The organism is Variovorax sp. PBL-E5 (assembly GCF_901827185.1).
Taxonomy (GTDB): Bacteria; Pseudomonadota; Gammaproteobacteria; order Burkholderiales; family Burkholderiaceae_C; genus Variovorax.
This window is the reverse complement of the sequence record NZ_LR594671.1, coordinates 3,189,462-3,203,316: the sequence shown is the minus strand read 5'-3', so window position 1 is coordinate 3,203,316 and position 13,855 is coordinate 3,189,462. Positions and strand designations below refer to the sequence as shown.

The 13,855-nt window shown below is 70.0% G+C and carries 13 protein-coding genes; 2 read left to right on the top strand and 11 right to left on the bottom strand.

The genetic code is table 11. The features are described from left to right. The first annotated feature begins 71 nt into the window (after positions 1–71). Positions 72–2,513 (top strand): YgiQ family radical SAM protein, encoded by a 2,442-nt coding sequence (locus WDLP6_RS15535; protein ID WP_162593064.1) that lies wholly within the window; start codon positions 72–74, stop codon positions 2,511–2,513. Between the two features lie 57 nt (positions 2,514–2,570). After that, on the top strand, positions 2,571–3,479 hold the full coding sequence (locus tag WDLP6_RS15530) for a hypothetical protein (RefSeq protein ID WP_232077078.1): 909 nt from the start codon (positions 2,571–2,573) through the stop codon (positions 3,477–3,479). 15 nt (positions 3,480–3,494) lie between these two features. Here the strand turns inward: WDLP6_RS15530 and WDLP6_RS15525 are convergent, their stop codons facing one another. Genes WDLP6_RS15525 through WDLP6_RS15475 form a run of 11 tightly spaced genes read right to left on the bottom strand, consistent with a single transcriptional unit; the run spans position 3,495 to position 13,850 of the window. Then, on the bottom strand, positions 3,495–4,265 hold the full coding sequence (locus WDLP6_RS15525; protein ID WP_162593063.1) for an SDR family NAD(P)-dependent oxidoreductase: 771 nt from the start codon (positions 4,263–4,265) through the stop codon (positions 3,495–3,497). Beyond that, a complete protein-coding gene (locus WDLP6_RS15520) occupies positions 4,262–4,837 on the bottom strand; it encodes a DUF2889 domain-containing protein (protein ID WP_162593062.1) in 576 nt (191 codons plus the stop codon). Before WDLP6_RS15520 ends, WDLP6_RS15525 begins: the two co-directional genes overlap by 4 nt. A gap of 21 nt (positions 4,838–4,858) precedes the next feature. Continuing rightward, positions 4,859–5,938 carry an SDR family oxidoreductase gene (locus WDLP6_RS15515; protein ID WP_162593061.1) on the bottom strand — a complete coding sequence of 360 codons (1,080 nt, stop codon included), beginning with the start codon at positions 5,936–5,938 and terminating at the stop codon, positions 4,859–4,861. Further along, positions 5,935–6,684 (bottom strand): SDR family oxidoreductase, encoded by a 750-nt coding sequence (locus WDLP6_RS15510; protein ID WP_162593060.1) that lies wholly within the window; start codon positions 6,682–6,684, stop codon positions 5,935–5,937. The genes WDLP6_RS15515 and WDLP6_RS15510 overlap by 4 nt, the downstream gene beginning before the upstream one ends. Beyond that, positions 6,685–7,116, bottom strand: coding sequence for a Zn-ribbon domain-containing OB-fold protein (locus tag WDLP6_RS15505; RefSeq protein ID WP_162593059.1), 432 nt, complete (start codon positions 7,114–7,116; stop codon positions 6,685–6,687). Further along, a complete protein-coding gene (locus tag WDLP6_RS15500) occupies positions 7,113–8,297 on the bottom strand; it encodes a thiolase C-terminal domain-containing protein (RefSeq protein WP_162593058.1) in 1,185 nt (394 codons plus the stop codon). The genes WDLP6_RS15505 and WDLP6_RS15500 overlap by 4 nt, the downstream gene beginning before the upstream one ends. Further along, a complete protein-coding gene (locus tag WDLP6_RS15495; protein WP_162593057.1) occupies positions 8,294–9,922 on the bottom strand; it encodes an AMP-binding protein in 1,629 nt (542 codons plus the stop codon). Before WDLP6_RS15495 ends, WDLP6_RS15500 begins: the two co-directional genes overlap by 4 nt. Then, complete coding sequence (locus tag WDLP6_RS15490) at positions 9,919–11,427, bottom strand: FAD-dependent oxidoreductase (RefSeq protein WP_162593056.1); 1,509 nt, start codon at positions 11,425–11,427, stop codon at positions 9,919–9,921. The genes WDLP6_RS15495 and WDLP6_RS15490 overlap by 4 nt, the downstream gene beginning before the upstream one ends. An 11-nt stretch (positions 11,428–11,438) precedes the next feature. Continuing rightward, a complete protein-coding gene (locus tag WDLP6_RS15485; protein WP_162593055.1) occupies positions 11,439–12,128 on the bottom strand; it encodes an ABC transporter ATP-binding protein in 690 nt (229 codons plus the stop codon). After that, positions 12,112–12,885, bottom strand: a complete 774-nt coding sequence (locus WDLP6_RS15480; protein ID WP_162593054.1) for an ABC transporter ATP-binding protein — start codon at positions 12,883–12,885, stop codon at positions 12,112–12,114. Before WDLP6_RS15480 ends, WDLP6_RS15485 begins: the two co-directional genes overlap by 17 nt. Then, on the bottom strand, positions 12,882–13,850 hold the full coding sequence (locus WDLP6_RS15475; protein ID WP_162593053.1) for a branched-chain amino acid ABC transporter permease: 969 nt from the start codon (positions 13,848–13,850) through the stop codon (positions 12,882–12,884). The genes WDLP6_RS15480 and WDLP6_RS15475 overlap by 4 nt, the downstream gene beginning before the upstream one ends. Positions 13,851–13,855: the final 5 nt, after the last annotated feature.

Here is a 13,855-nt window from a genome sequence, read left to right as displayed (position 1 = left end):
CGCACAAGCTCGTAAAATCAAGGGTTGCCCGAAACGGGCCCCTGCGGCATGTCCTGCCGTCCTCCTTCCCGATGAACGCCCCCGTCGACGTCTCCTTCTTCACGCGCGCCGCCAAGCCGCTGACCAGTTACCGCAAGTACTGGGCGGCGCGTTTCGGCACGGCGAAGTTCCTGCCGACCTCGCGGGCGGAGATGGAAGCCCTCGGCTGGGACAGCTGCGACATCGTCGTCGTCACCGGCGATGCCTACGTCGACCATCCGAGCTTCGGCATGGCGGTGATCGGCCGCATGCTGGAAGCACAGGGCTTTCGCGTCGGCATCATCGCGCAGCCCGACTGGCAGAGCGCCGACCCGTTCAAGGTGCTGGGCAAGCCGAACCTGTTCTTCGGCATCACCGCCGGCAACATGGATTCGATGATCAACCGCTACACCGCGGACCGCAAGATCCGCAGCGACGACGCCTACACGCCCGGCGACGTCGGCGGCCAGCGGCCCGATCGCGCGGCCATCGTCTACTCGCAGCGCTGCAAGGAAGCCTGGAGCGACGTGCCGATCGTGCTCGGCGGCATCGAGGGGTCGCTGCGCCGCATCGCCCACTACGACTACTGGCAGGACAAGGTGCGGCGTTCGATCGTGGTCGATGCCAAGTGCGACCTGCTGCTCTACGGCAATGCCGAACGCGCGATCGTCGAGATCGCGCACCGCCTCGCCGCGCGCGAGCCGGTGCAGCAGATCACCGATGTGCGCGGCACCGCCTTCGTGCGGCGCGAGACGCCGGAGGGCTGGTTCGAGATCGATTCGACCAGCGTCGACGAGCCCGGGCGCGTCGAGGCGCACGTCAATCCGTACCTGATGGTGTCGGAGCAGGCGAAGGCGAATGGGGCGAGCTGTGCGAAGGAGGACGAGGCGCAGGCGGTGGCCGCCGCGGCGGAGGCGCGAGGCCCTGTCTTGCTCCCTCTCCCTCTGGGGGAGGGCCGGGGTGGGGGCGCGGCGCAGCCGCTCCGATTCATCCCCAATCCGAGCTTGCGCAAGGCGCAGAGCCCCCACCCCAACCCTCCCCCAGAGGGGGAGGGAGTCAAACCGGACGGCCGGCTCAAAGTCCCGCCGCGCGACCGCTCCGTGATCCGCCTGCCCTCGTTCGAGCAAGTGCGCGCCGACCCCATCCTCTACGCCCACGCCAACCGCGTGCTGCACCTCGAGACCAACCCCGGCAATGCACGCGCGCTGGTGCAGGCCCATGGCGAAGGCGCGACCGCGCGCGACGTCTGGATCAACCCGCCGCCGATCCCGCTCACCACGGCCGAGATGGACCACGTGTTCGATCTGCCCTATGCGCGCAGCCCGCATCCGCGCTACGCCGACGAGAACGGCAGCCACGACGGCGCGACCAAGATCCCGGCCTGGGAAATGATCCGCTTCAGCGTCAACATCATGCGCGGCTGCTTCGGCGGCTGCACCTTCTGCTCGATCACCGAGCACGAAGGCCGCATCATCCAGAGCCGTTCCGAGGACTCGATCATCAAGGAGGTCGAGGCGATCCGCGATTCGGTGAAGGGCTTCACCGGCACCATCTCCGACCTGGGCGGGCCGACCGCCAACATGTACCGCATCGGCTGCAAGTCGCCCGCGATCGAATCGGCCTGCCGCAAGCCGAGCTGCGTCTACCCGGGCATCTGCCCGAACCTCAACACCAGCCACGATCCGCTGATCAAGATCTATCGCCGCGCGCGTGCGCTCAAGGGCATCAAGAAGATCCTGATCGGCTCCGGCCTGCGCTACGACCTGGCCGTGCAGTCACCCGAGTACGTGAAGGAGCTCGTGCAGCACCACGTCGGCGGCTACCTCAAGATCGCGCCCGAGCACACCGAGCAGGGCCCGCTCACCAAGATGATGAAGCCCGGCATCGGCAGCTACGACAAGTTCAAGCAGATGTTCGACAGGTTCAGCGCCGAGGCGGGCAAGAAGCAGTACCTGATCCCGTACTTCATCGCCGCCCATCCGGGCACCAGCGACGAGGACATGATGAACCTCGCGATCTGGCTCAAGAAGAACGGCTTTCGCGCCGACCAGGTGCAGACCTTCTATCCGTCGCCGATGGCCACCGCGACGACGATGTACCACACCGACCGCAATCCGCTGCGCAAGATCACGCGCACCAGCGAGACCGTGGACATCGTGCGCGGCGACAAGCGCCGCCGCCTGCACAAGGCCTTCCTGCGCTACCACGATGCCAACAACTGGCCGCTCTTGCGCGAGGCGCTCAAGGCCATGGGCCGCGCCGACCTGATCGGCAACGGCAAGCAGCACCTGATCCCGACCTGGCAACCGCTCACCGACGGCAGCTACCAGAGCGCGCGGCGCAAGAACTCGACCGCGGTCGAGCCCAAGGCCATGACGCCGGTCCAGCCGCCCAAGGGCCGCATCCTCACGCAGCACACCGGCCTGCCGCCGCGCGACAACGGCGCGGGCCGCGCGAGGCCTGCCGGCACCAAGGCGATCCGCAAGGGCCGCTGAGCCGGCGCCTCGCTGCGCGCGTTTGCACGCGGCCCACGCCGTTGTATGGTGTCGGGCATGAATCGCCTGCGGGTCATCGCGTGTCGCTGCCTTCTTCGCATCGGTCTGGGGCTCGCGCTCGGCGCGCTGGCGCTTGCATCGCGGGCGGCGCCGGAGGCCGGGTCGGCGCAGGCCTTGCGCGACATGCAGCACCAGCTGGCCGACGCGCTCGCGCACAGCAGCCTGAACCGTCCGGTCCACCTCGATTCGTCCGAGACGTCCGACGGCGTGCAGGGCGATGTCTATGCCATCGTCGACCACCCGCTGGACGAGGTGCGCGACACACTCGGCGATGCGGCGCCCTGGTGCGAGATGCTGGTGCTGCACATCGACAACCGGCGCTGCCGCGTGACGCGGCGGCCCGAAGGCGACACGCTCACGCTGAGCGTGGTGCGCCGCTACGACAAGCCGGTCGAGCAGGCGATCGAGATCGCGTTCGACTGGCGCAATGCGAGCAACGCGCGCGACTACCTCGCGATCGACCTGCATGCCGCGGCCGGTCCGCTGGGCACGCGCAACCACCGTGTGGCGCTCGAAGCCGTCGCGCTGAACCCGCGCCAGACCTTCCTGCATTTCGGCTATGCCTACGACCACCACATGATGGCGCGGCTCGCCACCATGGCCTATCTCGCGACCTTCGGCCGCCACAAGGTCGGCTTCACGGTGGTGGGCATCGATGCCGAAGGCCGGCCCGCATACATCCATGGCCTGCGCGGCCTGGTGGAGCGCAACGCGATGCGCTATTTCCTCACGCTCGATGCCTATCTGGACGGCGTTGCCGTGCCGGCGCCGCAGCGCTTCGAGGCGCGGCTGCACCAGTGGTTCGGCGCCATCGCGCAGTATCCGGAGCAGCTGGATGAAACCGATCTCGCGACCTACCTGGCGTTGAAGCGTGCCGACCGCGAACGCGAGGCCGCCGCGCGCTGAGCGCGCACCGGCGCCTCACATCCAGCTCAGCGTCTGCCCGCCGTCGACCGTGAGCACGGCACCCGTGATGTAGCGGCCGGCATCGGACGCCAGCAGCAGAAAGGCGCCATCGAGATCCTCGGGGACGCCGAAGCGGCGCATCGGCGTGCGCTTGAGCATCGCGTCGTGAAAGCCCCGGTCGGTCAGCGTGGCCTGCATGTCGGTCTCGATGTTGCCGGGGCACAGCACGTTGACGCGGATGTTCTTGCCCGCCAGCTCGAGCGCCATCACCTGGCTGAACTGGATGAGCCCGGCCTTCGAGGCCGCATAGCTCGCCATGAAGCTGCCGGCGCGCAAGGCCGCCGTCGAGGCGACGTTGACGATCGCGCCGCGCCGCAGCGCCAGCATGCGGCGCGCCGCCTCCTGCGCGACGCGGAACGCGCCCTTGAGGTTGGTGTCGATGACGCGATCCAGGTCGGCATCGGCATGACCGACGAAGGTCTCGGCATGCAGCACGCCGGCGTTGTTGACGAGCACGTCGACCGGCGCGCCGAGCTGCTGCTCGGCCGCATCGAAAGCCGGCGCGATGCTGCGCACGTCGGTGACGTCGAGGTACACCGATGCGGCGCGGTGGCCGGCTGCGTTCAATGCCGCGGCTGCGGCCTCGGTGCGATCGCCGCGGCGCGCTGCGAGCGCCACCGCCGCGCCGGCCGCCGCGAAGGTCCGCGCCACATGCAGCCCGATGCCGCTCGATGCACCGGACACCAGCACGGTCCGCCCGGCCAGGTTGAACATCGCATCGCTCATGCCGACGCCTTCGCGCGCCACGCCGCATCGGGGAACACCATCGCCACCGTCTCGCCGTCCTCGCGCCAGACGCGGCAGCCGTCGACGAAGAAAGGCTTTTGCACCTGATGCATGCTGGCCGCGAGCGGATCTTCGCCCAGAGGATCGTCGCCGCCGCACAGCGCCTGGTAGGCCGTCGTCGCGATCGGCTCGAACAGGGAGACCAGGTGCGTGCAGCTGTTGCGCCCGCCGAAGATCTCGTGCACGCGCCGGCGCCAGCCGCTGGCCATCGGCATGCCGATCAGCGCGGCGAACTCGTCGCTGCGCGCGGCGCAGGGCGCGAAGGGCGCGGCATCGCTCGACGATTCGACCGCGCGCACCACCAGGCCGGTGTCGATGGTCACGCGCACCCACATGTCGTGGATCGGGCCGCCGGCCGGGATCGTGCCGCGGCGGAAGTCCCGCATGTCGAAGGCCTTGGTGTCGCGCAGATGGGCCTCCACGTCCCACAGGCCGTCGTCGCGGCGATAGGCCTGCGTTTCCACCAGGCGCCGGTGCACGGCGCGGCGCGGCGCGGGGTCGGAGAGCGGCATGCGGCGTTCCTTGTCGGTAGGTCAGGGGATCAGGCGCGCCGCGCGCATCCGCGCCAGGTGGCCGAGCAGCGAAGCCTCGGTCGACACCGTGTCGTGGAAGCCGTGCTCGCGCAGCTTGATGGTGGACGACATGTCGTCCCAGGTCGCGGCAAAGAGGAAGTCGCCGAAGCGCCAGTTGGCCAGCTGGTTCAGCGCGAGCGGCAGCAGCCCGTGCGCGGCGACGATGCGCTGCCACTGCGCCTCGGCGCCGCCGAAGCTTTGCGCCAGCGACATCGGGCGCGCCGGCGCGCTCGGCAACCCGAAGAATCCGGCCAGCCGCGGCCACAGGCGGCGCCAGCGGAAGTAATCGCCGTTGATCACGTTGTAGTCCTGGTTCGCGGCGCGCGCCTCGGTGGCCGACCAGATCATGGCGCGCGCCAGCAGGTCGGCGTCGGTGCATTGCGAGAGGGCATCGAAGGCGGCGTCCGAACCGGGAAAATAAAACGGCAGGTCCATCGCCTTGCACAGCGAGCCGTAGGCGCCGAGCAGCGTGACGCAGTTGTGCGGGTACTGCGTGCCCACGCCGAGCACGATGTGGGGCCGCACGGTCGACCAGGTCCAGCCGCGCAGTTGCGCGCGGCGCCGCATCTCGTCGTGCTGCGCGTAGTAGAAGACCGGCGCGTCGCAGCGCGGATCGTCCTCCTGCGCCGGCGTCGCATAGGGGCCGAGATGGCTGCCGTACCACTTGGTGCCATGCACCAGGCACACATGCGACAGCGCGCCCGGCGGGTCGTCGAGCCCGTCGAGCAGGTTCACCAGCATCGCGAGGTTGGCGCGCGTCTCGCGATCCGGATCCGGGTCGCTGGCGCGCGCGGCGAAGAAGACGTGCGTGACCTCGCCGGCGAGCGGCCCGAGCTGGCGCCGGCACGCGGCCGGGTCGGACAGGTCGAGCGGGAGATGCAGATGGTTCTCTGCGGATCCGGGCTGCGGATCTGCGGCACGCGCGATGCCGATGGTTCGCCAGCCGCCATCGTGCAGCGCCGCGAGCAGGCGCGAGCCGACCAGGCCCAGCGCACCCGCGACCAATGCGCAGCGCCGCGGTGCAGCCAGGACGTCGCTCATCGCCGCTCCCGCGTCGGCAGCAGCACCATCTCCGCGATCGAGACGTGCGGCGGCTGCGCGAGCGCATAGCACACGGCGCGCGCGACATCCTCGGGTTCGAGGAACTGTGCGAAGCCCTGGTAGAACGCATCGGCGCCCGCGGTGTCGCCATGCAGGCGGCTGCCGGCGAAGCCGGTGCGCACCACGCCGGGCGCGATCTCCGTGATGCGCACGCCGGAATCCGGATAGTCCGCGCGCAAGGCCTGCGCGAAGCCGCGCAGCGCGTGCTTGCCGGTGCTGTAGGCGGCCAGGCCGGCAGCAGGGCGGCGCGCCGTGATGGAGCCGATGAGGACGATGTCACCGGCCTCGCGCGCCAGCATCGCGGGCAGGCACAGCTGCGTCAGCCGCATCGCGGCTTCGACATTGAGGCGCAGGCCGGCCAGCCACTCGCCGGGCGCGTGCCGGTCGAAGGGCTTGCCGCCGCCGAGGTCATGGCCGGCGCAATGGACCAGCGCCTCGACCGCATCCAGTGCGTCCGGCGCCACGCGCTGCAGCAGCTGTGCCGCGTCCTCCTGCGCCAGGTCGCCCGAGCCGTAGCGGATGGCATCGAGTGCGGCGAATTCGGCGGGCGCGGCAGCGCGGCGGCCGAGCGCCAGCACGCGCCAGCCCTGCGCCGCGAGCTGCAGCGCCGTGGCCTTGCCGATGCCGCTGCTCGCGCCGCTGACGATGGCCAGCCGGCTCGGCGCCCGCTGCGACGCGGCTTGCATCTACGCCTCCGTGCCGGCCGGGCGCCAGCGTGGCATCGAGATCTCCGGCGACACCTGCTCGAACCACACCTGCACCGGCAGGTCGGCCCGCACCTGCTCCGGCGCGATATCGGTCAGCAGACCCGGCACGAGCACGCCGCGTTGCTCGTCCAGCTCGATGATCGCGCTCACGAAAGGCGCGCGCCGCTGCCAGGCCGGGTCGACCGAACGCCGCACCACGATCCAGCTGTACACATGGCCGCGCCCCGAGACGTCGATCCAGGTGAAGTCCGGCGATGCGCAATGCGTGCAGCCCGCGCTCGGATAGAAGCGCAGCCTGCCGCAGCGATCGCAGCGCTGGATGATCAGCCGATGCGCGCGGGCCGCGTCCCAGAAGGGCTGCGTCAGCAGCGTCGGACGCGGCAGCGGAAGATCGAGCAAAGATGCGTTCATGCGTCGACTCCGAGGATCAGCGCGCTGCCGGTGGAGGTCGCGCCGCCTGCCGTCACGAGCCCGAGTTCTGCGCCGCGGACCTGGCGCGTGCCGGCGTCGCCGCGCAGCTGGCTCACGGCCTCGACCGCGTTGTTGAGCCCGTGGATGTAGGCTTCCGACAAGAGGCCGCCGGCCGTGTTGACCGGCAGCTTGCCGCCGATGCGCGCATGCCCTTCGCGGAAGAAGGCACCGGCGCCGCCTTTCTCGCACAGGCCGAAATCCTCGAACTGGCCGATCACGCTGTAGGTGAAGCAGTCGTAGACCTGCGCGAAGTCGAGGTCGCCGCGCTCGATGCCCGCCATGCCGAACAGGCGGTCGGCGATGAAGCGCGCATAGCACTCGGAATGGTCGCCCCAGTAGTTGCCCCACATCAGGCCGCGGTTGGCCGGACCGCTGCCGGTGATGCCGGCGCGCACCGTCACCGGCCTGTGGCGCAGGTCGCGCGCGCGCTCGGTGGAGGTGATCAGGAGCGCGCACGCGCCGTCGCTCTGCAGGCAGCAGTCGTACATGCGAAAGGGTTCCGCGATCCAGGGCGAGGCGCGGTAGTCGTCGAGCGACATCGGCGCGCGCTTCATCGCGCGTTCGTTGTCGGCGGCATGGGCACGGCCGTTCATCGCGACCGCGGCCAGGTCTTCGTCGGTCGTGCCGTACTTGATCATGTGCCTGCGGCACAGCATCGCGAAGTGCTGCGCCGGCATGGTGATGCCGCAGGTGTCGAGGAACTGCGGCTCGGCGTCCGAATGGATGCTGCTCTCGGCCAGCAGCTCGGAAAACTTCGCGCCGCCGTAGCGCACGCCCGAGGCACCGTTCAGTGCGCGATAGACCAGCACGTGGTCGGCCTGCCCGGTGGCCACCGCCATCGCCGCATGCAGCACCACGCCGCAGGCCATGTTGCCGCCGGCGCCGTAGTCGGCATAGTGGTTCACCACCGGCAGGCCGAGGCCGGTGGCGACGACGCTGGTGGTCGCGGTGTCGCCGAGGCCGAAGCTCACGATACCGTCGACATCGGCCGGCACGAGGCCGGCGTCCTCGATCGCATTGCGGCAAGCCTCGAGTGCAAGGGCCTCGACCGTCTTGCCCGAGTTGCGCGTGTAGTCGGTCCAGCCGATGCCGGCGATCGATGCGGCGCTGTTGAAGTTCATGAGGATTTGTTTCCGGAAGAAGAGGGCGTGCGGCCACGCGGTGCGGGCGCCGGCGCCACCCAGGTCTCGGGCGTGACGCCGCGTTCGCGCAGTTCCTGTTTGCGGACTTTCTGCGTCGGCGTCTTCGGCAGCGCGTCGCAGAATTCGATGAAGCGCGGCACCGCGAAGGCCGGCATGCGCGCCGCACAGAAGGCATGCAGCGCGGCCGCGTCGGCCGCTGCGCCGGGCTTGGCGACCACGCAGATCTTCACTTCCTGCTCGTTGTCCTCGTCGGGCGAACGGATGCCGATGGCGGCGGCTTCCTCGATGCCTTCGTGCTGCATCACGATCTGCTCGACCTCGAAGGAGGAAATGTTCTCTGCGCGCCGGCGGATGCAGTCCTTCATGCGGTCGACGAAGTAGTAGTAGCCATCGGCATCGCGGCGCATCGCATCGCCAGTGTGGAACCACAGGTTGCGCCAGGCCTTGACAGTCTCCTCGGGCATCGCGTTGTAGCCGGCCATGAAGCCATCGGCGACCTTCGGCCGCACCTGCAACTCGCCGACCTCGCCGTGCGGCAGCTCGTGGTCGGTGTCCGGATCGGCGATGCGGCATTCGAACCAGCGCTTGACCACCTTGCCGCAGGCGCCGTCGCGGCGCGCTTCGTCGCGCGGCTGGTAGAGCGGGCAGTTGGCCTCGGTCGAGCCGTACAGCTCGGCCAGCTGGACGCCGAAGCGCTGCTCGAAGACCGGCGCGAAGGCCGGCATCGGCACCGCGCTGGCGATGCGCAGCGCGTTGTCGGCGTCCTCGGGCGTGGCCGGCTGGCGGAACACGAAGTCGGTCATCACGCCCAGCAGGTTGGTCACCGTGGCACCGCTGGCACGCACGTCGGGCAGCCAGCCGCTGGCGCTGAACTGCGGTGCCAGGTGCACGCGGCAGCCGGCGATCAGCGCGCCGTACACCTGCAGCGCCAGCGCGTTGGTGTGGAACAGCGGCAGGGCCGAATAGAAAACGTCGTCACGGCCGATGCCCAGCTGGTCGATGTACACGTGCGGATTGAGGACCATCTGCGCATGCGGAATCATCACGCCCTTGGACTTGCCCGTGGTGCCCGAGGTGTAGACGATGGCGGCGAGATCGCGCGGCGTCACGCGCACGTCGAGACCGCGCTCGGGTGCTGCGCGCAGCGATTCGAAGTCGATCGTTGGCAGGCGTTGCGGGCGCATGGGCTGCGCGGCGTCGGGCTTGACCACCACGAGGCGTTCGAGGCCTGGCATCGCGTCTTCCGAGGCCAGCACCACCGGCACGAAGGCGCCCGACGCGATCATCACGCGCGCGCCCGAGTTGTTCGCCAGGTGCTCGAGAAAGCTGCCGCGGTAGGCCGTGTTGACCGTGACCAGCACCGCACCCAGCCGGTTGATCGCGAACCAGGCCTCGATGAATTCGGTGCAGTTCGGCAGCATCACCAGCACCCGGTCGCCGAAGCCGACACCGAGTTCGCGCAGGCCGTTGGCGATGCGAAGCGAGCGCAGCGCCATCTCGCCCACCGACAGCGCGGGCTCGCCCATCATCGAGAAGAAGGCGCGGTCGGGCGTGGCGCGGGTGCGCGCTTCGAGCACGTCGGGCAGGGACCAGGATTCCTTCATGGCAACGTGGTGGAGGACAGGATGGTGGTGGTCGCCGCGGCGGCATGCCGGCCAGCGATGCGGCCCGAGGTGAAGGCCCAGCCCAGATGATGGCCGTGCCCTTCGAGCAGCAGCCCGCCCTGGCCGGTCGAGCCCGCGGCATAGAGGCCGCGCACCGGTATCGAGCCGCGCACCACGACCTGCAGTTCGGGCGTGACCCTGACGCCGCCGTCGGTCAGCACGACGTAGCTGTGGATCGGGCCGAGCGCATGGAAAGGTCCCATCCGCGGTTCGCGGCTGTTGTTCAGCGAGGCCAGCAGCGCGGCCGGCGGCATGTCCAGCTGCTTCGCCAGCGCCGTTGCGTCGCCGGCCTTCGTGCACAGGTCGGGCCGCGTGCGGACGTAGTCGCCGAAGTAGGCCCAGGCGATGCCCGGCGCGGTCGACACCGCATGCGGCGGCGCGCTGTAGCGTTCGGCCTGCCGGTCGTCGAAGATCAGCCAGGCGCTGCGCTCGGGCGCCGCAGCCACCGCCTTGCCGAGGCTGCCTTCGATCGGCTGGATGCGCTCGCCGTTGCGGTCGACCAGCAGCACGCCGTCGGCGAACAGCGCGGCCTCGGGCCCGAGCACGGTGGTCATGAAGCGCATCACCAGCGAACGCACGATCGTGCTCGGCAGGTGATGCAGCATCCAGGCCATGGTGCGCGTGATCGGCGCCCAGGGCGGAACGCGCTGCGCCAGGCCCTTGCGCGGCGGCGGCGCGAAGCGCATCACCGGGCCGAGGATCAGGTCGCCGTTGAGCACCTCGCCGCCGATCTCGAGCACCATGCGCTGGCAGTCGCCGGTGTTGGTCGTGTTGACTGCCGGCACGCGGGCCAGCGCCGCCGAGCCGTAACGGGTCTTGAAGTCGACGCTGCCGCTGTAGTCGCCGCCGGCCAGCACCACGCCATGGCGCGCGGTGTAGAGCACCGGCCGGTCGTGTGCATCGCGCGCCTCGATGCCGCACACCGTGTCGCCGTCGAGCACGATGCGCGAGGCGCGCGTCGACAGGTGGATGTCGACGCCGGCGCGGCGCGCGGCGCGTGTGAGGTGCCAGACATAGGAGCCCGAGGTCGGCAGCACGTTGTGCATGCGCGGCAGGCGGTGCGGCGGCTCCGCGCCGGGGCCGAAGAACTCCACGCCCAGGCTGCGCAGCCAGGCCAACGTGTCGGTCACGTTGTGCACCAGCGTGTGCCGCAGTGCGAGGTTGTCGCGCGGCAGCAGCGCACCGGCCAGCTTGGCCATGTCCTCGAAGTGATGCTGCGGATCGTCGACGATACCTTTGCGTTGCTGGTCGGGCGTGCGCGTCGCGGTGATCGAGCCGACCGACCAGCCGGTGCTGCCGCCGGTCTGCGGGTTCTTCTCGATCAGCACCACCTGGCGGCCGGCGCGCGCGGCTTCGATGGCAGCGGCCAGGCCGGAGCCGCCGCCACCGACGACCAGCACGTCGGTCTCGACGGTGCGAGCGGAAGGGTTGACGGTGGCGTCCATGCTTCGGGTGCTCACAAGGCCAGCAGGGCCTTGATGTGCTCGACGTCGGCGCGCGCCGCGTCCCCGTCCTTGCGGTACACCACGCGGCCGCGGTCGAGCACGGCAAGCTCGTCGGCGATCGAGAGCGCGAAGCGCAGGTCCTGCGCCGCCACCACCATGGTCTGGCCGGCGCGCTTGAGGTCGTGGATGGTGCCGGCCAGCGTCTTCACCATGATCGGCGACAGGCCCTCGGTCGGCTCGTCGACCAGGAGCAGGCGCGGATTGCCCATCAGCGCGCGCGCGATGGTCAGCATCTGCTGCTGGCCGCCGCTCAGCAGGCCGGCGCGGCGCTGGCGGAATTCCTCCAGCGCGGGAAAGGCGCGGAAGGCCTCGCGCCGCGACCAGGCACCGCGGCGCAACTCGGCGATCTCGAGGTTCTCTTCCACCGTCAGGTCGGCGAAGACGCGCCGCTCCTCGGGCACGTAGCCGATGCCCGCCTGCGCGATCCGGTGCGGAGGCAGTCCGCGCAGGTTCAGGCCATCGAACATGATCTCGCCGGAGCCCGGCGGCACCAGGCCGATGATGCTTTTGAGCAGCGTCGACTTGCCGACGCCATTGCGCCCGAGCAGCGAGAGTACGCGGCCCTCGGCCACGTCCAGCTCGACGTCGAAGAGCACGTGCGCCGGGCCGTACCAGGTGTTGAGCTCAGTGCAGCGCAGCATCGTCTTCGTCGTCCTCGCCCAGGTAGACCTCCTGCACGCGCCGGTCGGCGCGCACCGCGGCGGGCACGCCGTCGGCGATGCAGCTGCCCTGGTGCAGCACGGTGATGCGGTCGGCGATCGCGAACACCATCTCGATGTCGTGCTCGGTGAACAGCACCGCCACGCCGCGCTCGCGGTTGATCGAGCGGATCAGATGGATCACGATCGCGCGCTCGTCCGGGCTCATGCCGGCGGTGGGCTCGTCGAGCAGCATCACCTTCGGCCGGCCGGCCATCGCGATCGCGAACTCGAGCCGCTTGCGGTCGCCCGCGGCCAGCTCGCCCGCGATGCGCTCGGCCTGGCCGTCGAGCCGCACCAGCTGCAGCAGTGCCAGGGCCTCGTCGCGCAGCATCGGTGCGGCAGGGCGGAACATGCGCGTGCACAGGCCGTGCTGCGCCAGCAGCGCCATCTGCACGTTCTCGAACACGCTGAAGCCGGCGAAGATGCTGGTGATCTGGAACGAGCGCGCCACGCCGCGGCGCGCGGTCTCGTGCGGCGGACGTCCGCAGATCGAGCGGCCCTGGAACATCACGCGGCCCGCGCTCGGCGCGAGATGGCCCGACACCACGTTGAGCAGCGTGCTCTTGCCGGCGCCGTTGGGCCCGATCAGCGCGTGCACGCTGTTCTCGCCGACCTGCAGGTTGACGCCGCTGAGCGCATGGAAGCCGGCGAAGTTCTTGCCGATGTCCTCGATGGACAGGATCGTGCTGCGGCTCATGGGCGATGTTCCGTCACGGCCCGGCGCTTGCGCGCGAGGCTGCCGACGATGCCGTTCGGCAGGAACAGCACGATCAAGAGCACCAGCGTGCCGAACACCAGGAGCGGGTATTCGAAGCGGCTGGTGACGGCGAAATTGGTGAACACGAAAAGCGCCGCGCCGACGATCGGGCCGACGAAGTTGTGGATGCCGCCGGCCAGCGCCATCAGCACCGGGTCGGCCGACTGGCTCCAGCCGAGCAGCGACGGAAAGGCCATCTGCTGCAGCGGCGCGCGCAGGCCGCCCGCGATGCCGGCAAAGGCGCCGGCCACCACGAACACGCGCAGTTCCAGCCGCCGCACGTCGAGTCCGATGTAGGCCGCACGCTGCCGGTTGTCGCGGATCGCGCCGAGCGCGATGCCGAAGGGCGAATGCGTGATGCGGTGGATCAGCCAGATGCACAGCGCCACCACGACGAGGCTGAAGTAGTAGTAGTTGCGCGCCGACAGCATCCAGTCCGGCAGCGCCACCGGCAGCCCGTCGTCGCCGCCGGTGAAGCTGTACCAGCCGAGCACCAGCGTGAACACCAGCTGCCCGAAGGCCAGCGTGAGCATCGCGAAGTACATCCCGGTGACGCGCACCGAGAGCCAGCCGATCGCGAAAGCGCCGAGCGCGGCCACGACCGGCGCCGCCGCGAGGCCGAGCCACGGCGGCACGCCGTACTTGTTCTGCAGGATCGCGACCGCGTAGGCGCCCAGCCCATAGTAGGTCGCGTGCCCGAAGGACAGCATGCCGCCCTGGCCGAGCAGCAGGTTGTAGCTCATCGCGAACAGCGACATGATGAAGAAGTCGACCGTGAGGAAGACATAGCTTTCGCCGAGCACCAGCGGCAGCAGCGCGAACACGAGCGCGGCAGCGCACCAGCCGATCGCGGCGCGCGACCCGCGCCGCGCGGGTGCGTGTGAAGTGGGCAGGGCAGCGCTCATGCTCG

Bases quoted from the DNA above. Each gene is read 5' to 3' on its own strand.
- WDLP6_RS15475 (WP_162593053.1), bottom strand. From the start codon at position 13,850: ATGAGCGCTGCCCTGCCCACTTCACACGCACCCGCGCGGCGCGGGTCG.
- WDLP6_RS15505 (WP_162593059.1), bottom strand. From the start codon at position 7,116: ATGAACGCATCTTTGCTCGATCTTCCGCTGCCGCGTCCGACGCTGCTG.
- WDLP6_RS15500 (WP_162593058.1), bottom strand. From the start codon at position 8,297: ATGAACTTCAACAGCGCCGCATCGATCGCCGGCATCGGCTGGACCGAC.
- WDLP6_RS15535 (WP_162593064.1), top strand. From the start codon at position 72: ATGAACGCCCCCGTCGACGTCTCCTTCTTCACGCGCGCCGCCAAGCCG.
- WDLP6_RS15480 (WP_162593054.1), bottom strand. From the start codon at position 12,885: ATGAGCCGCAGCACGATCCTGTCCATCGAGGACATCGGCAAGAACTTC.
- WDLP6_RS15485 (WP_162593055.1), bottom strand. From the start codon at position 12,128: ATGCTGCGCTGCACTGAGCTCAACACCTGGTACGGCCCGGCGCACGTG.
- WDLP6_RS15490 (WP_162593056.1), bottom strand. From the start codon at position 11,427: ATGGACGCCACCGTCAACCCTTCCGCTCGCACCGTCGAGACCGACGTG.
- WDLP6_RS15510 (WP_162593060.1), bottom strand. From the start codon at position 6,684: ATGCAAGCCGCGTCGCAGCGGGCGCCGAGCCGGCTGGCCATCGTCAGC.
- WDLP6_RS15525 (WP_162593063.1), bottom strand. From the start codon at position 4,265: ATGAGCGATGCGATGTTCAACCTGGCCGGGCGGACCGTGCTGGTGTCC.
- WDLP6_RS15515 (WP_162593061.1), bottom strand. From the start codon at position 5,938: ATGAGCGACGTCCTGGCTGCACCGCGGCGCTGCGCATTGGTCGCGGGT.
- WDLP6_RS15520 (WP_162593062.1), bottom strand. From the start codon at position 4,837: ATGCCGCTCTCCGACCCCGCGCCGCGCCGCGCCGTGCACCGGCGCCTG.
- WDLP6_RS15495 (WP_162593057.1), bottom strand. From the start codon at position 9,922: ATGAAGGAATCCTGGTCCCTGCCCGACGTGCTCGAAGCGCGCACCCGC.
- WDLP6_RS15530 (WP_232077078.1), top strand. From the start codon at position 2,571: ATGAATCGCCTGCGGGTCATCGCGTGTCGCTGCCTTCTTCGCATCGGT.